Annotated in this window: 25 protein-coding genes; 21 read left to right on the top strand and 4 right to left on the bottom strand. The window is 34.9% G+C overall.

Annotation, left to right across the window (positions count from 1 at the left end; genetic code table 11):
* Positions 1–34: 34 nt before the first annotated feature.
* From HMPREF2818_RS06845 to HMPREF2818_RS06800, 11 genes are all read left to right on the top strand, one after another.
* Positions 35–400 carry a DUF1033 family protein gene (locus HMPREF2818_RS06845; RefSeq protein WP_000285373.1) on the top strand — a complete coding sequence of 122 codons (366 nt, stop codon included), beginning with the start codon at positions 35–37 and terminating at the stop codon, positions 398–400.
* A gap of 172 nt (positions 401–572) precedes the next feature.
* Positions 573–1,544, top strand: a complete 972-nt coding sequence (comGA, locus tag HMPREF2818_RS06840) for a competence type IV pilus ATPase ComGA (RefSeq protein WP_000250808.1) — start codon at positions 573–575, stop codon at positions 1,542–1,544.
* A complete protein-coding gene (comGB, locus tag HMPREF2818_RS06835; RefSeq protein ID WP_223295592.1) occupies positions 1,438–2,481 on the top strand; it encodes a competence type IV pilus assembly protein ComGB in 1,044 nt (347 codons plus the stop codon). Before comGA ends, comGB begins: the two co-directional genes overlap by 107 nt.
* Positions 2,478–2,933 carry a competence type IV pilus minor pilin ComGF gene (gene comGF, locus HMPREF2818_RS06830; protein WP_000793378.1) on the top strand — a complete coding sequence of 152 codons (456 nt, stop codon included), beginning with the start codon at positions 2,478–2,480 and terminating at the stop codon, positions 2,931–2,933. The genes comGB and comGF overlap by 4 nt, the downstream gene beginning before the upstream one ends.
* Positions 2,911–3,282, top strand: a complete 372-nt coding sequence (gene comGG, locus HMPREF2818_RS06825) for a competence type IV pilus minor pilin ComGG (RefSeq protein ID WP_000601104.1) — start codon at positions 2,911–2,913, stop codon at positions 3,280–3,282. The genes comGF and comGG overlap by 23 nt, the downstream gene beginning before the upstream one ends.
* Positions 3,283–3,396: 114 nt before the next feature.
* Positions 3,397–4,371, top strand: coding sequence for a class I SAM-dependent methyltransferase (locus tag HMPREF2818_RS06820; protein WP_001008570.1), 975 nt, complete (start codon positions 3,397–3,399; stop codon positions 4,369–4,371).
* Between the two features lie 31 nt (positions 4,372–4,402).
* A complete protein-coding gene (locus HMPREF2818_RS06815) occupies positions 4,403–5,596 on the top strand; it encodes an acetate kinase (RefSeq protein WP_000047535.1) in 1,194 nt (397 codons plus the stop codon).
* A gap of 150 nt (positions 5,597–5,746) precedes the next feature.
* Positions 5,747–5,953 (top strand): helix-turn-helix transcriptional regulator, encoded by a 207-nt coding sequence (locus HMPREF2818_RS06810; protein ID WP_000798242.1) that lies wholly within the window; start codon positions 5,747–5,749, stop codon positions 5,951–5,953.
* A gap of 58 nt (positions 5,954–6,011) precedes the next feature.
* A complete protein-coding gene (locus HMPREF2818_RS09925; RefSeq protein WP_001867090.1) occupies positions 6,012–6,149 on the top strand; it encodes a hypothetical protein in 138 nt (45 codons plus the stop codon).
* 40 nt (positions 6,150–6,189) lie between these two features.
* A complete protein-coding gene (locus tag HMPREF2818_RS06805; protein ID WP_000905674.1) occupies positions 6,190–6,645 on the top strand; it encodes a hypothetical protein in 456 nt (151 codons plus the stop codon).
* 68 nt (positions 6,646–6,713) lie between these two features.
* The gene (locus tag HMPREF2818_RS06800; RefSeq protein WP_000008111.1) at positions 6,714–7,379 is read left to right on the top strand and encodes a CPBP family intramembrane glutamic endopeptidase; all 666 of its coding nucleotides are present in this window, start codon (positions 6,714–6,716) and stop codon (positions 7,377–7,379) included.
* Between the two features lie 20 nt (positions 7,380–7,399).
* Here HMPREF2818_RS06800 and proC read toward each other — a convergent pair whose 3' ends face one another.
* The 3 genes from proC to HMPREF2818_RS06785 all read right to left on the bottom strand — a co-directional run bounded on the left by proC (position 7,400) and on the right by HMPREF2818_RS06785 (position 9,731).
* Positions 7,400–8,170 (bottom strand): pyrroline-5-carboxylate reductase, encoded by a 771-nt coding sequence (proC, locus tag HMPREF2818_RS06795; RefSeq protein ID WP_001867096.1) that lies wholly within the window; start codon positions 8,168–8,170, stop codon positions 7,400–7,402.
* A gap of 69 nt (positions 8,171–8,239) precedes the next feature.
* A complete protein-coding gene (gene pepA, locus HMPREF2818_RS06790) occupies positions 8,240–9,307 on the bottom strand; it encodes a glutamyl aminopeptidase (RefSeq protein ID WP_001281321.1) in 1,068 nt (355 codons plus the stop codon).
* 184 nt (positions 9,308–9,491) lie between these two features.
* Positions 9,492–9,731 (bottom strand): hypothetical protein, encoded by a 240-nt coding sequence (locus HMPREF2818_RS06785; protein ID WP_000660181.1) that lies wholly within the window; start codon positions 9,729–9,731, stop codon positions 9,492–9,494.
* A gap of 160 nt (positions 9,732–9,891) precedes the next feature.
* Here HMPREF2818_RS06785 and HMPREF2818_RS06780 point away from each other — a divergent pair, with 160 nt between their 5' ends.
* From HMPREF2818_RS06780 to ytpR, 3 genes are read left to right on the top strand one after another with little or no spacing between them, the layout of a single operon-like run.
* Complete coding sequence (locus tag HMPREF2818_RS06780) at positions 9,892–10,176, top strand: DUF4651 domain-containing protein (RefSeq protein ID WP_000791272.1); 285 nt, start codon at positions 9,892–9,894, stop codon at positions 10,174–10,176.
* A complete protein-coding gene (locus tag HMPREF2818_RS06775) occupies positions 10,173–10,496 on the top strand; it encodes a thioredoxin family protein (protein WP_000601792.1) in 324 nt (107 codons plus the stop codon). The genes HMPREF2818_RS06780 and HMPREF2818_RS06775 overlap by 4 nt, the downstream gene beginning before the upstream one ends.
* A gap of 32 nt (positions 10,497–10,528) precedes the next feature.
* Entirely contained in the window at positions 10,529–11,155 is a 627-nt protein-coding gene (gene ytpR / locus HMPREF2818_RS06770; protein WP_000578331.1) for a YtpR family tRNA-binding protein, read from the top strand.
* Between the two features lie 53 nt (positions 11,156–11,208).
* Here ytpR and HMPREF2818_RS06765 read toward each other — a convergent pair whose 3' ends face one another.
* On the bottom strand, positions 11,209–11,925 hold the full coding sequence (locus tag HMPREF2818_RS06765; protein WP_000186183.1) for a class I SAM-dependent methyltransferase: 717 nt from the start codon (positions 11,923–11,925) through the stop codon (positions 11,209–11,211).
* Between the two features lie 80 nt (positions 11,926–12,005).
* Here HMPREF2818_RS06765 and HMPREF2818_RS06760 point away from each other — a divergent pair, with 80 nt between their 5' ends.
* The 7 genes from HMPREF2818_RS06760 to HMPREF2818_RS06730 all read left to right on the top strand — a co-directional run bounded on the left by HMPREF2818_RS06760 (position 12,006) and on the right by HMPREF2818_RS06730 (position 18,887).
* Positions 12,006–12,401, top strand: coding sequence for a single-stranded DNA-binding protein (locus HMPREF2818_RS06760; RefSeq protein ID WP_000282450.1), 396 nt, complete (start codon positions 12,006–12,008; stop codon positions 12,399–12,401).
* Between the two features lie 122 nt (positions 12,402–12,523).
* Positions 12,524–13,168: an HAD family hydrolase gene (locus HMPREF2818_RS06755; RefSeq protein ID WP_000416612.1), complete on the top strand. Its 645-nt coding sequence runs from the start codon at positions 12,524–12,526 to the stop codon at positions 13,166–13,168.
* Positions 13,169–13,194: 26 nt separating this feature from the next.
* On the top strand, positions 13,195–14,940 hold the full coding sequence (locus HMPREF2818_RS06750; RefSeq protein ID WP_000930334.1) for a LytS/YhcK type 5TM receptor domain-containing protein: 1,746 nt from the start codon (positions 13,195–13,197) through the stop codon (positions 14,938–14,940).
* A complete protein-coding gene (locus HMPREF2818_RS06745) occupies positions 14,921–15,661 on the top strand; it encodes a LytR/AlgR family response regulator transcription factor (protein ID WP_000697630.1) in 741 nt (246 codons plus the stop codon). Before HMPREF2818_RS06750 ends, HMPREF2818_RS06745 begins: the two co-directional genes overlap by 20 nt.
* 169 nt (positions 15,662–15,830) lie before the next feature.
* Positions 15,831–16,286: a CidA/LrgA family protein gene (locus HMPREF2818_RS06740; protein ID WP_000683316.1), complete on the top strand. Its 456-nt coding sequence runs from the start codon at positions 15,831–15,833 to the stop codon at positions 16,284–16,286.
* Between the two features lies 1 nt (position 16,287).
* Positions 16,288–17,016, top strand: a complete 729-nt coding sequence (gene lrgB, locus HMPREF2818_RS06735; RefSeq protein ID WP_000421727.1) for an antiholin-like protein LrgB — start codon at positions 16,288–16,290, stop codon at positions 17,014–17,016.
* A gap of 242 nt (positions 17,017–17,258) precedes the next feature.
* The gene (locus HMPREF2818_RS06730; protein WP_000170504.1) at positions 17,259–18,887 is read left to right on the top strand and encodes an ABC transporter substrate-binding protein; all 1,629 of its coding nucleotides are present in this window, start codon (positions 17,259–17,261) and stop codon (positions 18,885–18,887) included.
* The last annotated feature ends 57 nt before the right edge of the window (positions 18,888–18,944 follow it).

The following is an 18,944-nucleotide window of genomic DNA, read 5'->3' as shown; positions in this document are numbered from 1 at the left end:
TTTTTTATATAATACTCTCTAAAGGAAGTGTATTATGTATCAAGTTGTAAAAATGTTTGGTGATTGGGAACCATGGTGGTTTATTGAAGGTTGGGAGGAAGATATTACTGAAATTGCTGAGTATGATACCTTATCAGAAGCTTTGCTCTATTTTCAAGAGGAGTGGGATAGGGGACAGGAAAAGTGGCCTTATTTTCAAAGTAAGTCTAGTTTGTTGGCAACGTTTTGGAGTATAAAAGAAAAACGTTGGTGTGAAGAATGTGATGAGTACCTCCAACAGTATCATTCCTTAATGTTATTGAAAGAATGGCAAGAAATTCCTAAGGAAGAATCTATTGAGCGATTTGAAGTATTTAATAAGATAGCTGAGTTGCCATCGGCATGTTCTTTAAATTTGTAATTAAAAGTAGTTTAAAAAAAGTTAAATAGTTTTTATGGGGTTATAATAGGTTTGTTCAGCCTCTGCTTCATAATATTTATGTTACTACCTCTCAAGAAATCATTGAAAAAATCTCACCAATTGGTGAGATTTTTTTATTTTATTTTCGAATATATGGTTAAGGAGGTACGGGATGGTTCAATCATTAGCAAAGCAAGTCATTCATCAGGCAGTAGAAGTAAATGCTCAAGATATTTATATCATTCCCAAAGGTGATTGTTATGAACTCTATATGCGTATTGATGATGAAAGGCGGTTTATTGATGTTTTTGAGTTTAATAGGATGGCTAGTCTTATTAGTCACTTTAAATTTGTGGCAGGCATGAACGTTGGAGAAAAAAGACGAAGTCAATTAGGTTCTTGTGACTATGAACTGTCAGAGGGAAGACTGGTTTCATTACGACTATCGAGTGTGGGAGATTATCGTGGTCAAGAATCTTTAGTTATTCGTATTTTGTATTCAGGTCATCAGGACTTAAAATATTGGTTTGATAATATAAAGCAAATGAAGGAAGTACTGGGTACAAGAGGGCTATATCTTTTTTCCGGCCCTGTGGGGAGTGGTAAAACAACTCTCATGTATCAATTAGCTTCAGAAGTATTTAAAAATAAGCAAATTATCACGATTGAAGATCCGGTAGAAATCAAGAATGACAAGATGTTACAACTCCAATTGAATGAGGATATTGGAATGACTTATGATGCTTTAATCAAACTGTCTTTACGGCATCGTCCAGATATTTTAATTATCGGAGAGATTAGAGATCAAGCGACGGCCCGTGCTGTTATTCGTGCAAGTTTAACGGGAGTGATGGTTTTTTCTACTATTCATGCTAAAAGTATTTCCGGAGTCTATGATAGGCTTATAGAATTAGGGGTTAACTATCAAGAGTTAGAAAATAGTCTAAAATTAATAGCATATCAACGTTTAATTGGAGGAGGAAGCCTAATTGACTTTGAGACAGGTAACTTTAAAAAACACTCATCAGACAAGTGGAATAGACAAGTGGATATCTTGGCTGAAGAAGGACATATCAGTAAGAAACAGGCACAAGTCGAAAAAATTATCCCTCAAGAAACAACGGAAAGTAGTCCAACTTTTTAATAATCTTTTTGCTAGTGGTTTTTCTTTAACTGATATGGTCACCTTCTTAAAGAGGAGTAAGTTATTGTCTGATTATTATACAGATAGGATGAATAAGGCATTATTAGAGGGAAAAGATTTATCAAAAATGTTAGGAGAGTTAGGTTTTTCTGACACTGTTATCACACAGGTTGCATTAGCTGATTTGCATGGTAACATTTCAAGGAGCCTACTAAAGATTGAGTCTTATTTAGCTAATCTTTTGTTAGTTAGAAAAAAAGTAATAGAAGTAGCTACTTACCCATTGATATTATTGACTTTTCTGGTGCTAATTATGATTGGTCTTAGGCATTATTTAATGCCCCAATTAGGAGAAAATAATTTTGCAACTAGCCTGATTACAAATGTGCCGAATATTTTCTTATTACTTTTAGCAGTTGTACTTATTTTTAGTTTAATATTTTATATTGTTCAAAAGCGATTGTCGCGTATTAAAGTAGCTTGTTTTTTAACAACAATTCCCTTAGTTGGATCATATGTTAAGCTTTATTTAACTGCTTACTATGCCCGTGAGTGGGGAAATTTATTAAGTCAAGGTGTTGAATTGGACCAAATTGTTAAAGTAATGCAAAATCAGAAATCCAAACTTTTTAGGGAAATAGGATATGACATGGAAGAAGGTTTTCTATCAGGTAAAGCATTTCACCAAAAAGTATTAGACTATCCGTTTTTCTTAACTGAGCTTAGTTTAATGATTGAATATGGCCAAGTTAAGGCGAAATTAGGAACAGAGTTAGATATATATGCTGATGAGAAGTGGGAGGATTTTTTTACAAAATTAGCTAGAGCGACCCAGTTAATCCAACCTGTTATTTTTATTTTTGTAGCTCTTATCATTGTTATGATTTATGCAGCAATGCTGTTACCAATGTATCAAAATATGGAGATATTATCATGAAAAATTTATTGTTAAAATGTAAGGATAAGAAGGTTAAAGCATTTACACTTTTAGAATGTTTGGTAGCATTGGTTACAATCACAGGAGCTTTACTAGTTTATCAAGGACTGACAAAATTGTTGGCTCAACAGATAGTAGTGATGTCTTCTTCCAGTCAGTCTGAATGGGTGTTATTAACTCAGCAACTAAATGCAGAATTCGAAGGCGCTCACTTGGAATATTTAAGACAGAACAAACTTTATTTACGTAAGCAAGATAAGATTGTAACCTTTGGCAAATCTAATAAAGATGATTTCCGTAAGACAGGTTATGATGGTCGAGGTTATCAACCAATGGTTTATGGGTTAGACAATTGTCAAATGAGTCAAACCAAAAGTATGGTAAAACTTGTTTTTTATTTTAAGGACGGGTTAAAAAGGACATTTTACTATGATTTTAAAGAAGAAACTTAAAGCTGGCATCCTTTTGCAAGCTATTGTATTGGCTGCTGTATTTACACTCGTCTTACAGTTTTATCTAGCAAGAATATTGGCAACAGAAAGACAGTATCATAGCCAAATTGAAGCAAGTAAAGCTTATTTAACAGCGCAGTTAGCTTATAAAACAATAGAAGGTGACTCCATATCAGGAAAATGTTATTTTACAGGAGGATATGCTTCATACCTCCAAGAAGGGAACTATTTACAAGTTAAGGTTACATTGGATAAGGGAGGAAACTATAACCATAAGTTTTATCGTAAAACAGACACTCTCCAAGTACCTCTCAAGTCTAATGATAATAAAGCAAGCCATAAACATTAAAAATATACAGTGATGAAATATTAGTAAGACAAGCTTTTGCTTAAAAACAGGATTTTTGTTTGCTTCTCTTTTCAGATGCTGTCTTTTTTGTTATGATAAATTCTGGAGGAAATCATGAATTTTGAAAAAATTGAGACAGCCTATGAGCTGATTTTAGAAAATATCCAAACGATTGAGAACCAATTAAAAACTCATATTTATGATGCCTTAATTGAACAGAACTCTTATTACCTTGGTTCAAGTTGTGATTTAGATATTGTTGTGGTGAATAACCAAAAATTACGTCAACTTGACTTAAGTCAAGAAGAATGGCGTCGCACTTTCCAGTTCATTTTTATCAAATCTGCGCAAACAGAGCAATTACAAGCTAATCATCAGTTTACGCCAGATAGTATTGGTTTTATCTTGTTATTTCTTTTGGAAGAATTAACGAGTCAAGAGACAGTGGATGTCTTGGAAATTGGAAGTGGAACTGGGAATTTAGCTCAGACTCTCCTCAATAACAGCTCGAAAGAGTTAAATTATATGGGCATTGAAGTTGATGATCTTTTGATTGATCTATCAGCAAGCATTGCTGAAATTATAGGTTCTAGTGCCCAATTTATCCAAGAGGATGCCGTTAGACCACAAATTTTGAAAGAAAGCGATGTAATCATTAGTGATTTACCAATTGGCTATTATCCTAATGATGATATTGCTAAACGATATGCTGTATCAAGTTCTAAAGAGCACACCTATGCTCACCATCTATTGATGGAGCAATCTCTTAAATATTTGAAAAAAGATGGAATCGCTATATTTTTAGCACCCGAAAACCTTTTAACAAGTCCACAAAGTGATTTGCTGAAGGAGTGGTTAAAAGGATATGCAGATGTCATTGCCGTTTTAACTCTACCAGAAACTATTTTTGGAAGTCGTCAAAATGCGAAATCTATATTTGTTCTCAAGAAGCAAGCAGAACAAAAACCAGAAACCTTTGTATATCCGCTGACAGATTTGCAAAATCGTGAGAATATGGCAAACTTCATTGAAAATTTTCAAAAATGGAGCAGAGAAAATAGTCATTACTCAAAAAATATGATAGAATAGAGATTGTGAAAACGCTTTAGAGAGGTAAATTATGTCAAAAACAATAGCAATTAATGCTGGAAGTTCAAGTTTGAAATGGCAATTATATGAAATGCCAGAGGAGAAAGTAGTTGCCAAAGGGATTATCGAACGTATTGGTTTGAAAGATTCTATTTCGACTGTAAAATTTGACGATAAAAAAGATGAACAAATTTTAGATATCGTAGATCATACCCAAGCTGTTAAAATTCTTTTAGAAGATCTAACAAAACATGGTATTATCAAAGACTTTAATGAAATTACAGGTGTTGGTCATCGTGTCGTTGCTGGTGGTGAATATTTTAAAGAGTCTGCTTTAGTAGATGATAAAGTTGTAGAACAGGTTGAAGAATTATCAGCTTTAGCTCCACTCCACAACCCAGCAGCTGCAGCAGGGATTCGTGCGTTTAGAGAAATCTTACCAGATATCACGAGTGTATGTGTATTTGATACAGCCTTCCATACAACAATGCAACCTCATACCTACTTATATCCAATCCCACAAAAGTACTATACTGATTATAAAGTACGTAAATACGGTGCACACGGGACAAGCCACCAATACGTTGCACAAGAAGCAGCTAAGCAATTAGGACGTCCTTTAGAAGAATTAAAATTAATCACAGCACATGTGGGTAATGGTGTTTCTATTACAGCAAATTATCATGGACAGTCTATTGATACATCAATGGGATTCACACCACTTGCAGGACCAATGATGGGAACACGTTCAGGAGACATTGATCCTGCGATTATCCCTTATCTTGTAGCTAATGATTCAGAATTGGAAGATGCAGCAGCTGTTGTTAATATGCTTAACAAACAATCAGGATTGCTTGGAGTATCAGGAACTTCAAGTGATATGCGAGATATTGAAGCAGGTCTTCAAAGTAAAGATCCAAATGCAGTGTTAGCCTATAATGTCTTTATTGACCGTATTAAGAAATTTATTGGACAATACTTGGCAGTATTAAATGGCGCGGATGCTATTATTTTTACTGCAGGTATGGGAGAAAATGCGCCATTAATGCGTCAAGATGTTATCGCAGGATTATCATGGTTTGGCATTGAACTTGATCCAGAAAAAAATGTTTTTGGTTATTTTGGAGATATCACAAAACCAGATTCAAAAGTGAAGGTTTTAGTTATTCCTACTGATGAAGAATTAATGATTGCGCGTGACGTTGAGCGCCTTAAAGCTAAATAAGTTATCAAAAAATTGATAAGACCAGAAAAGTTGATAGTTTAACTATCAACTTTTTTGTTTTTTGAACAGGTATGTAAAATGTACTTGACAAAAAATGTATAGTTAACTATACTATAAATGTAAAGTTAACTATACAAAAAGGTGTAAGATATGAAAAATTCTCTACAAAAGTTACGAAAATCTAGGAAATTAAGTCAAGCAGAACTTGCAGTTGCACTTGGAGTTACTAGGCAAACTATTATTTCTCTAGAAAAAGAGAAATACACGGCATCTTTGGAGCTAGCATTTAAGATAGCGCGTTATTTTGATAAACAAATTGAGGAAGTTTTTATTTATACAGAAAGTGAAAGAGGATAGGATTTTAATGGAAAAATACAGTCCACAAAAGACAAAAGGTTAAAAGTTAATCTGTAATATGTCAAGGATGTGGACTATTGATTTTTGTCCACCAAACGTTTACCAGCAATATGTTTTTATCATTACTATTAGTATTAGTATTGCGATGTCTATTTTTGCTATTTATCGCTATGCTTCATTGAAGAAAACGATATAATAGCTGATGATTAAATTGAAGTTTTAGAAAGTAGTATTCTATGTTAATAAAAGGATTATTGTCACCCAATAGTAAAGTATCTCCGAAAGATTACAAAGTATATATGAGAGTTTTGTCTTTTGTTTTTAGTGTATGTAGTTTGATTATGATAGTATCATCATTTCTACATACCTTTGAATCTAATTTTACTAAAGGTTTTTCCTTTGGTTCAGGTATTGCCTTATTTGCAGGAAGTTTTTATTTTTTGGTGATAACATTTAGTGAAAAGCGATTTCAACATTACTATACCAAAGTTTTTGATGAGCGTAATCAATTTATTGCTAATATGTCTTGTCGACTCCTTTTCCTTTTATCTGTCCTTGTTTTAGTGGTATTGTGTCTGATTAATGTCTGGTTTGGTATAACTTTTTCCTATGCAAAGTTCTTGCTATTGATACTCTCTTTTGTTTTATATGGTTATTTATTAATTTACTTTATTTTACAGAAGTTATTGTGAGATAAGTCTATAAGATTTGAAAATATGTTATGATAGAAAAAAGTTAATAATTTATTTTGGAGGTTTTTGTGTCATTTATTATTAGAAAAGGCAAAATTTTAGCTTTGCTAATAGCATTTTTAGTTATTAATCAACTTGTTCCTATATTGGCTGTGTGGCTCCTAAAGAATCACTATCAAACGCCTTTTACTAGTATATTGTTAATTGGCTTAGAATTACTTATTATTGCTCTTTTCCTTTATTATGCCAAGGTTAAACAAATAATTAGATGGAAAGCATTATTGACAAGGAAAGCATTAGTTACTATTTTCTTAGGTTGGTTATCATTGAGGGTTCCACAAATTATTGGTTACCTCATTATGACTATGCAAGGGGTTAAAGATACAGCAAATCAAACAGTAATTATGGAATTAACAAAGCAACTTCCACTAGCTTTGATGTTAATTTTTACCATAATTGGTGCCCCTATTATGGAAGAAATTATATTTCGCTATATTATCCCTAAAGAACTTTTTGCGAAACATCAAAAATGGGGTTTTGTCATCGGTACTTTAGCTTTTGCTCTTATTCATTCCCCTTCTGATATAGGTAGTTTTATTATTTATGCTGGGATGGGTGCTATTTTATCTTTTGTTTATTATAAAACTGAGCACTTAGAATATAGTATAATGGTTCATTTTATTAACAATGCTCTTGCTTATAGCGTGTTAATCAGTACAATGATGAATAACTAAAAAAACTTTGAGCAATTTGCTCAAAGTTTTTTTGCTTTCTCAATAGTAGCATCAATGGCAGAAATAACACTATGCGTCAGACCATTTTTTTCTAAGTCTAAAAGGCCAGCAATAGTAGTTCCGCCTGGGCTACAAATGTTGTCGATTAAGTCAGAGGTGCTATTTTGTCCTTGTAATAGGTTTTGACTAGAAGCTAAGACAGTCTGTCCTACAATAGAGAGTGCTTGTTCTTTTGGAAATCCATATTTTACACCTGCTTTAGCTAAGGCTTCTATAAATAGATAGATATAGGCAGGGCTAGAACCTGCTAGAGCAGTGAAGGTATCAAAATTGGTTTCTGCTATATCAAAGCTACTTCCAAAACTATCCGTAATTTCTTTGGTTAATTGTCGTAACTCATCCGATACATGATTGTTGTAACAAATAGCTGTGCAACTTTGAAGTATTTGTGCGTTAATATTTGGCATAATACGAATCAATGGTAAATCAGAACGAGTTAATTGGCTTAAACGCGCTAAGGAGATTCCTGCTGCCATTGAGATGATTGGTTTTGTGATATCAAGTGGAAGAAGAACCTTTTCAAATAGTTGAGGTTTAATACCTAACATGATAATATCAGCTTGATTGATTAATGACTGATGAGATTCGGCGTAAGTAACATCAAGTCTTTCTGCAATTTCTTTTGAACGCTCTAAGCAAGATCCGGATATGACAATGTCATGTTGGGTTTGTTTGAGGCCTTGAATAATTGCACTGGCCATTTTTCCAACGCCGATAATTCCAATTTTCATAATGTTGATATGGGGATGAAAGGAGATACTAAAATGTGTCTACCTTATGAAACTCCCATCCTTTCTATCTTAATAACCTTTAATAATATCCACCGTCGAGCGGTCTAATTTGTTAACGATAGCCTGAAGGTAAGCTTGTGCTTGTAGAAAATCATCCATAGCGTAGAGTGTTTGATGAGAATGAATGTAGCGTGCACAGACACCGATAGTTGTAGAAGGAATACCACTATTTTTTAGGTGAGCAGCCCCAGCATCGGTACCACCTTTTGCAGCATAATATTGGTATTTTATACCTGCTTCTTCAGCTGTTGTAAGCAAGAAATCTCTCATATCTTTAAGCATGATATGTCCGGGATCATAAAAACGGATTAAGGTTCCCTCTCCTATTTTGCCTTGTTCCCCATAAATATCTCCAGCTGGGGAACAATCGACAGCTAAGAAGATATCTGGGTTGAATTTAGTTGTTGAAACATGTGCGCCACGAAGTCCGACTTCTTCTTGAACATTTGCCCCAGCAATAAGTGTGTTGCTAAGACTTTGATCTTTTAAGCTTTTTAGCAATTCGGTCACCATAAGCACACCATAGCGATTATCCCAAGCTTTTGACATAATATGTTTTTGATTTGCAGTTAAAATGGTTTCAGATTTAGGAACAATGATATCGCCAGGAGCAATGCCAAAGCTTTCAGCTTCATTTTTATCTGTGAATCCTCCATCAAAAACAATGTCACTAATTTTGGGTAATGTCGTTCCACCGCTTTGTCCACGAAGAAAGTGAGGAGGAACTGAGCCTGATATAACAGGAATAGCATCACCAGACCGTGTGTAGAGGGTAAAGCGTTGTGAGCTGACTACTAGGGGATTCCATCCTCCAACCTCAAGTACACGAAATGTTCCATCTGGCTGAATATGACTAACCATAAAGCCGACTTCATCCATATGGGCAGCAACCATGACTTTAGGAGCATTAGTCTCATGAGTATTTTTAACTCCAAAAATTCCACCAAGTCCGTCTGTCTCAACTTGATCAACTAAAGGAGTTATTTCTTGACGAAGGAAGTTGCGGATATTGTGTTCATAGCCAGCAATCCCATCAAGCTCAGTTACGGTTTTAATTTTGTTAAATAAATCTGACATAATTACCTCAATTCTACAAATACTATTTTAGCACCTTTTAATTAAAAATAAAGAACAGAACAGGTTTCAGTCAATATAAAGACTTTCAAAAAGAATATCAAGTACTACCAGAAGACTGTTATGATTGACAAAGCCTGTTATAGTGAAAACTGGGTTGAATACAACGGAGATAATGTTTATCGGCTTAAGCTAGTAAAAAGGTAGATAGGAAAGATAATACGGCTAGAAAAGTGATAATCATAGAAATCAAAGTCAAATTTTTGGGGTGATTCTTATTGATTAAAAATGAAGTTGTGCAAAGCAGTATTAGCGTCACAATAGCAAAAAGTTCTCCATTTTGAAGACGAAATAAAAACCAGTGATCACCTAGGAAGAGTAGACCTAGCAAACAATTTAAAGCAGGTACTAATAATTTTTCTTTCATGTTTTTTCTTTCTGTTTGAATGATTAACCATAATGGTATCTTAAGACAATGTCATCCTATTATACCACAAGGAATGAGTTGTTTTTTTTCATAACTGTTATGTGGATTTCTTCCATCAATTCCTGTGTCTAATTCCGGGGGGTATGGTATAATAACAGTTATGAAAAATAAAAAAATCTTATTTGGGACTGGCCTTGCTGGTGTGGGTTTACTGGCAGCTGCTGGTTATACCCTAACTAAAAAAGTAACAGATTATAAACGTCAGCAAATCACTCAGACCTTAAGAGAATTTTTTAGTCAGATGGGTGATATTCAGGTATTTTATTTTAATGAATTTGAATCTGATATTAAAATGACCAGTGGTGGTCTTGTCTTGGAAGATGGCAGAATTTTCGAATTCATTTATCGTCAAGGTGTTCTTGATTATGTGGAGGTGAGTAAATGATTTTACTAGAATCTTATGAAGAAATAGCAGCCTATATTGATAGCACTAAGAAAGTTGTTTTCTTTTTTACAGCAGATTGGTGTCCAGATTGTCAATTTATATATCCAGTAATGCCATCAATTGAAAAAGATTTCTCAGATTTTGTCTTTGTACGTGTTAATCGTGATGACTATATAGAATTAGCTCAGCAGTGGAATATTTTTGGGATTCCGAGTTTCGTTGTTGTGGAAAATGGTCAGGAACTGGGTCGTTTGGTTAATAAGAATCGCAAAACAAAGGCTGAAATTACTAAATTTCTCGCTGAAATTAACCATAAATAAGACAGAAAATAGCAAAATTTAAAGGAGAATAAATGATTTTTACTTATAATAGAGAACATGTTGGTGATACCTTAATGGTTATTGTTAAGGATAGTCAAGGAGCTAAGCTAGATGTTGATCGTCGCGGACAAGTAGCACGCGTCTATCTGCAAGATAGTAAAGAAACAGTTGCTTGGAATATCTTTGAAGTGTCAAGTTTAATTGTTATTGAGGGAGCAGGTCAAATAACTTTATCTGATCAAGATATTAAAATCCTTAATGCAGAACTACTGAAAGAAGGATTCGAAGACTCTCTTGTTAATAATATTGAACCTACATTTGTTGTGGCACAAATTAAAGAAATGATTGATCATCCAGATAGTGACCATTTACACATCTGTCAAGTAGAAATCAACGATGGGAAGACGGTTCAAATCGTTTGTGGGGCACCTAATGCTTCAGTAGGTCTTAAAACAGTTGCAGCTCTTCCAGGAGCTATGATGCCAAATGGTAGCCTTATTTTCCCAGGAAAACTTCGTGGAGAAGATAGCTTTGGAATGTTATGTAGTGCTCGCGAGTTAGCTCTTCCAAATGCTCCTCAAGTCAGAGGTATCATTGAATTATCTGATCAGGTAATTGTTGGAGAGTCTTTCGACGCCAATAAACATTGGAAAAATTAGTAAAAATCAACTTAGCTTCAGCTAAGTTGATTTTTAGTTGTAAACTTAAGAAGTTACAATGACTTTTTAAGTGTGATGTGTTGCAAAAAAGCAATATCTTTATAAGGAGCTTTGTCAGCAACACTTAGCTCAATAGCAAGCATTTTGTTTAGCCAACCAGTTTCAGTTTTAAAATGGTTTGGTTGTAATGAATAGAAGGTACGAATACCCTGATAACGTTCAACTAATAAATTTGTATTTTGTTTTAGTTCTTCTAAGGTATAAATATTTCCCTGGTCAAAACTGGCACTTTTAAAGTTTGCTTCTCCTGTTAAGAGTTCCATCGCAGTGGAGGTATCATTGCTAAAAATAACTGATTGTAATATTTTACCGGTTATATTATGTTTGATGAGAGATAGTTCTCCATTAGGTTTTAGAAGTCGAGAAAATTCGTCAAAATAAGCAGGATGATTATGTTTGTCTATATATTCAAGAACATTATGACAAATAATAGTATCAAAACTTTGATTAGGCAAATCTCTTAATGCTTCGTAGGAACCTAGGATTTTATAAATATTGTCACTTTGATTATCGTAAAGCAGTTTAGGATTGGGTTCAATAGCAGTTACATTGTTTTCTTTTGCTAGATGTTGTGCGGTGAGACAAAAACCAGCTCCAAAATCTAAAACGTTCTGATTTTTGATATGGCTTAATTGAGCAAAAGTTATTTCATATTGTATTTTTCCCCAAGGTTTAGCCAGCATTTCTTTATAACTAGTTACATTTGTCATCTTAATTCTCCCAGAACAATTTCATATATTTTAGCATTTTTCTTCCTTATTTTCGAATAATAATAGTGAGGAGGTAGTCAATGTATAATAAAGTTATTATGATTGGGCGTCTAACAGCAAAGCCTGAGATGGTAAAAACACCAACTGACAAGTCAGTAACGCGTGCAACTGTTGCTGTTAATAGACGCTTTAAAGGAAGTAATGGTGAGCGTGAAGCAGATTTTATTAATGTGGTTATGTGGGGTCGTCTAGCGGAAACCCTTGCGAGCTATGGGACAAAGGGCTCTTTAATTTCAGTAGATGGTGAATTGCGTACGCGCAAGTACGAAAAGGATGGTCAAACGCACTATATCACTGAAGTATTAGCATCATCATTTCAGTTGCTAGAAAGCCGTTCCCAACGTGCTATGCGTGAAAATAACATTTCTGGTGATTTGTCAGATTTAGTATTGGAAGAAGAGGAGCTCCCCTTTTAAATAAAATCACTCTCAAAATATCATTTCTAAATATACTGGTTGCTTTCTGTGGGAGCAACCTTTTTTTATTGAAAATAGAAAGGCAAACGATTACAATAAAGGGGATAGAAAGCAGGTTTAAGATGGAAAAAGTCATTATTTTTGATATGGACGGCGTTATTGTTGATTCCGAGTACACGTTTTTAGATAATAAGACAGAAATGTTACGTGAGGAGGGTATTGATACGGACGTCTCGTATCAATACCAGTACATGGGGACTACTTTTGAATTCATGTGGCAAGCTATGAAAGAGGAGTTTGGCTTACCGAAAACAGTAAAAGAGTATATTGCTGAGATGAACAGACGTCGACAAGCGATTGTGGCGCGTGATGGTGTTAGGCCCATCAAAGGAGCTCAGCGACTGATTCATTGGTTACACCAACATGGCTATCGCTTAGCAGTTGCGTCCTCATCTCCAATGGTAGATATTAAGCGTAATCTAAAAGAGTTGGGTGTGACAGAATGCTTTGAATACATGGTTACAGGAGAAGATGTATCGTCTTCTAAACCAGCACCAGATGTTTTTCTTAGAGCTGCAGAGCTTTTAGATGTAGACCCTAAAGTTTGTATAGTTATAGAAGATACAAGAAATGGGAGTTTAGCTGCTAAGGCAGCAGGAATGTATTGCTTTGGCTTTGCTAATCCTGATTATCCACCGCAAGATTTATCAATGGCAGACAAGGTTATTTCAGATTATCAAGATATCTATATTTATCTTCCGGAGTAAAATGGTATCTTGAGGAGGATAAGCATATGTTGATGGTGTTGTTATTCCAAAGGCTAGGAATTATTATGATTTTAGCCTTTTTATTGGTAAATAATAGTTATTTCAGACAGTTAATTGAAGAGCGGTCTAAACGTGAAACGGTAGTACTTGTCATCATTTTCGGCTTGTTTGTTATTATATCTAATATAACAGGAATTGAAATAAAAGGGGATCGAAGTTTGGTCGAGCGCCCTTTTCTAACAACGATTTCCCATTCTGACTCACTTGCTAATACAAGGACTTTAGTTATTACAACGGCAAGTTTGGTTGGTGGACCTCTGGTTGGATCAATTGTTGGTTTTATTGGAGGAGTTCATCGCTTTTTTCAAGGAAGCTTTTCAGGTTCTTTCTATATTGTCAGTTCAGTTCTAGTCGGCATTGTTAGCGGAAAGATTGGTGATAAGCTTAAGGAAAACCATCTCTACCCTTCAACAAGCCAAGTTATTTTAATTAGTATTATTGCCGAAAGTATCCAGATGCTATTTGTTGGTATTTTTACAGGATGGGAACTTGTCAAAATGATTGTCATTCCAATGATGATTTTAAATAGTTTAGGTTCCACACTTTTCCTTGCGATTTTGAAAACTTATTTGTCAAATGAAAGTCAGTTACGCGCAGTTCAAACGAGAGATGTTCTTGAATTGACTCGACAGACTCTGCCCTACCTCAGACAAGGTTTGACACCGCAATCTGCTAGGAGCGTTTGCGAAATTATAAAGAGGCATACTAACTTTGATGCTGTAGGATTAACAGATCGGTCAAACGTATTAGCTCATATTGGTGTTGGCCATGATCACCATATTGCAGGACAACCAGTCAAAACAGACCTATCTAAAAGTGTTATTTTTGATGGCGAACCAAGAATTGCGCAAGATAAAGCGGCGATTTCTTGTCCAGATCACAACTGTCAGTTAAATTCTGCTATTGTAGTTCCTCTAAAAATAAATGATAAAACTGTGGGTGCCTTAAAAATGTACTTTGCAGGAGATAAGACAATGTCTGAGGTGGAGGAAAACCTAGTCCTTGGTTTAGCGCAAATATTTTCAGGACAACTGGCAATGGGGATAACAGAGGAACAAAATAAGTTAGCCAGTATGGCAGAGATAAAGGCTTTACAAGCACAAATCAACCCTCATTTCTTCTTTAATGCCATTAACACAATTAGTGCATTAATCCGTATTGATTCTGATAAAGCACGTTATGCACTGATGCAGTTAAGTACTTTTTTTAGAACAAGTTTGCAAGGTGGTCAGGATCGTGAGGTAACGCTTGAGCAAGAAAAATCACATGTGGATGCTTATATGAATGTTGAAAAATTACGTTTCCCTGATAAATATCAGTTATCTTATGATATTAGTGCACCAGAAAAAATGAAGTTACCGCCTTTTGGTTTACAGGTACTGGTAGAGAATGCAGTTAGACATGCTTTCAAAGAACGTAAGACGGACAACCATATATTGGTTCAAATAAAGCCAGATGGTCATTATTATTGTGTTTCTGTTAGTGACAATGGACAAGGAATCTCAGATACTATCATTGATAAATTAGGTCAAGAAACAGTTGCAGAGAGTAAGGGTACAGGTACTGCTCTAGTTAATCTAAATAACAGGCTGAATTTATTATATGGTAGTGTAAGTTGCCTTCATTTTTCGAGCGACAAGAATGGTACAAAAGTTTGGTATCGAATACCTAATAGAATAAGGGAGGATGAGCATGAAAATTTTAATTCTTGATGATGAAATGTTTGCCAGACAAGAATTATCGTTTTTAGTTGAACATAGCCAGGAGGTTGACAACCCTGAGATTTTTCAGGCTGAGGATATCAGTGAAGCTGAAAAAATCTTATTTAGACAGCAAATTGATTTAATTTTTTTAGATATTTCTCTTAGTGAAGAAAATGGCTTTACTTTGGCTAATCAGTTGAGCCAACTTGCACATCCCCCACTTGTTGTTTTTGCGACAGCTTATGATAACTACGCTGTGAAAGCTTTTGAAAGTAACGCTGTTGATTATATCATGAAACCGTTTGAACAACAGCGCGTTGATATGGCTCTATCAAAAGTGAAGAAATTGAGCCAACTCACCACTGCTTCAGATGTAGAGCAAGCAATACCTAAAAAAGCTAGTGTTGAATTGTTAACCTTGACATTATCAGATCGCAGTGTTGTTGTTAAAATGCAAGATATCGTTGCAGCTAGTGTTGAAGATGGCGAATTAACTGTTAGCACAGTTCAGAAAACTTACACTATTCGGAAAACACTCAATTGGTTTAAGTCACGCGCTGTAGCACCATATTTTCTCCAGATTCATCGAAACACAGTGATTAATCTAGAGATGATTGAGGAAATTCAACCTTGGTTTAATCATACTTTGTTACTAATTATGTCTAATGGAGAGAAATTTCCAGTAGGTCGATCGTATTTAAAAGACCTAAATGAGCATTTAACCATGTAAAAGTGCTTTTGCGAACTTCCCTTTGTTGTTTAGAAGCTTGAATTTGCAATTCGGCTTCTTTTTTTGGTAACTGAGGCTGAAAATGAAAACGTTTTATTTATTTTGAAGTACAATATAGCTATCAATAAAACAAGTTAAAACATTGTAATAAAAGGAAGGGGTAGTGACTATGAAACACACCAGTAAAGAAACCAAAACAAAAGAAGCTCCAATGTTTATTCAAATGTCAATATATGCAGCTATTCTATTAGTTTCACAAATGATTTCAATGTTATTACCGAAATCACTACCAATCCCAACGACGGTTATTGGTTTGGTGCTAATGTACGTATTGCTAACTGCTAAAATTATCAAGGTAGAGTGGGTTGACTCTTTTGGGGCTTTGATGATAAGCATGATTGGTTTTATGTTTGTCCCCTCAGGAATATCAGTAGCAGCGAACCTTGATATCCTAAAAGCTGAAGGCTTGCAACTAGTTGCTGTTATTACAATCTCAACTGTTGTTATGTTAGTAGTGGTAGCATACGTTGCACGATTAATACTTGCTATCAGAGAACTCAGTGTCACAGATTTATTTAAAAAGATATTACCTAACCACTATAGTAAGAAAGTAGAGGAAAAATAATATGGAACTCTTAAAAACACCCATCTTTGGTATTTGCTTTTCTTTAATACTCTATACGATAGGACAACATTTATTTAAGAAGAGTAAAGGTTTCTTCCTTTTGCAGCCTCTTTTCTTTGCAATGGTTAGTGGTATTGTCATTCTTTGGCTTATGTCAAAAGGTTTAGGAACCGATGTTAAGACATTTTATACACAAGCTTATAAACCAGGTGGCGATTTAATATTTTGGTTTTTAAATCCAGCAACAATTGCTTTTGCAGTTCCTCTCTATAAGAAAAATGACGTTGTTAAAAAATATTGGGTAGAAATTCTCAGCAGTTTAGTAATCGGTATGATTGTTTCCCTTATGCTTATCGTCGCTATTTCTAAAATGGTTGGGCTTAGTCAAGTCGGAATTGCTTCAATGTTGCCACAAGCAGCAACAACAGCAATTGCTCTTCCAATAACAGCAGCAATTGGAGGGAACACAGCTGTGACAGCAATGGCGTGTATCTTAAATGCAGTTATTATTTATGCATTAGGTAAAAAATTAGTGTCATTTTTCCATTTGAATGATAGTAAGATTGGTGCAGGATTAGGTCTAGGGACCTCTGGTCATACAGTCGGAGCAGCCTTTGCATTGGAATTGGGAGAACTGCAAGGTGCGATGGCAGCTATAGCGGTGGTGGTTATCGGTTTGGTAGTTGATTTGGTTATTCCTATCTTTAGTCATTTGATTGGTTTGCTATAACTAATAGCGTGGTTAAGGCTGAATTTATTCAGCCTTTTTATGATGTCTATTAAAATACATTGGATTAACATGGTTTATGAGCTAGAGTCTAGAATTGTGTTTTACCTAACTTTAAGTTATTAATGATAAAATAACAAATTTTCTAATTAACCAGTTAAGTAATTGTTCTCCTACTTTTTTCTTGTTATAATGAAAAAAGTTGTCAAAAATATTATTTATCAATTAAAAAAGGAGGTTTAATAGTGACTAAATATTTGAAGTACATCTCTTTTGTTGCTTTGTTTCTGGCGAGTATCTTTTTAGTAGCTTGTCAAAATCAAAATTCACAAACAAAGGAGCGAACACGAAAACAACGACCCAAAGATGAATTGGTTGTTTCTATGGGGGCAAAGCTTCCTCATGAATTCGATCCAAAGGACCGTTATGGAATCCATAATGAAGGTAATATTACTCATAGTACCCTATTGAAACGTTCTCCTGAACTAGATATAAAAGGAGAGCTTGCTAAAAAATATAAAATCTCTAAGGATGGCTTAACGTGGTCGTTCGACTTAAATGATGATTTTAAATTCTCCAATGGTGAGCCTGTTACTGCTGACGATGTTAAGTTTACTTATGATATGTTGAAAGCAGATGGAAAAGCTTGGGATTTGACCTTTATTAAGAATGTTGAAGTAGTTGGGAAAAACCAGGTAAATATTCATTTGACTGAGGCGCATTCGACATTTACAGCACAGTTGACAGAAATCCCAATCGTCCCTAAAAAACATTACAATGATAAGTATAAGAGCAATCCTATCGGTTCAGGACCTTACATGGTAAAAGAATATAAGGCTGGAGAACAAGCAATCTTCGTTCGAAATCCATATTGGCACGGTAAAAAGCCTTATTTTAAAAAGTGGACTTGGGTATTACTTGATGAAAATACAGCACTAGCTGCTTTAGAATCTGGTGATGTTGACATGATTTACGCAACGCCAGAGCTTGCTAGCAAGAAAGTCAAAGGAACACGTCTTCTAGATATTGCTTCAAATGATGTTCGTGGGTTATCGCTACCTTATGTGAAGAAAGGTGTTGTGAAAAATTCACCAGACGGTTATCCAGTAGGAAATGATGTCACTAGTGATCCAGCAATCAGAAAAGCCTTGACTATTGGTTTAAATAGACAAAAAGTTCTGGATACTGTTTTAAATGGTTATGGTAAACCAGCTTATTCAATTATTGATAGAACACCATTCTGGAATCCAAAAACAGCAATTAAAGATAATAAAGTAGCTAAAGCTAAGCAACTTTTGACAAAAGCTGGATGGAAAGAACAAGCAGACGGTAGCCGCAAAAAAGGAAATCTTAAAGCGGAATTTGACCTTTACTACCCTACTAATGATCAATTACGAGCAAACTTAGCCGTTGAAGTAGCGGAGCAAGCTAAAGCCTTAGGTATTACTATTAAACTCAAGGCTAGTAACTGGGATGAAATGGCAACTAAGTCACATGATTCAGCCTTACTTTATGCGGGAGGACGTCATCATGCGCAGCAATTTTATGAATCACATTACCCAAGTTTAGCTGGTAAAGGTTGGACCAATATTACTTTTTATAACAATCCTACTGTGACTAAGTACCTTGACAAAGCAATGACATCTCCCGACCTTGATAAAGCTAACAAATATTGGAAGTTAGCTCAGTGGGATGGCAAAACAGGTGCTTCCACTCTTGGAGATTTACCAAATGTATGGTTGGTGAGTCTTAACCATACTTATATTGGTGATAAACGTATCAATGTAGGTAAACAAGGTGTCCATAGTCATGGTCATGATTGGTCATTATTGACTAACATTGCTGAATGGACTTGGGATGAATCTGCTAAGTAACTAATTTAGTTAATGTAGGCTACTTTAAGTTTGGAGTCAGAGAAAACAATGTACACC

Origin of the sequence: Streptococcus sp. HMSC076H09, assembly GCF_001811765.1 — a bacterium.
Classification (GTDB): Bacteria; Bacillota; Bacilli; order Lactobacillales; family Streptococcaceae; genus Streptococcus; species Streptococcus agalactiae.
Note: the sequence above shows the minus strand (reverse complement) of the source record. Positions and strands in the feature narration are given on the sequence as shown.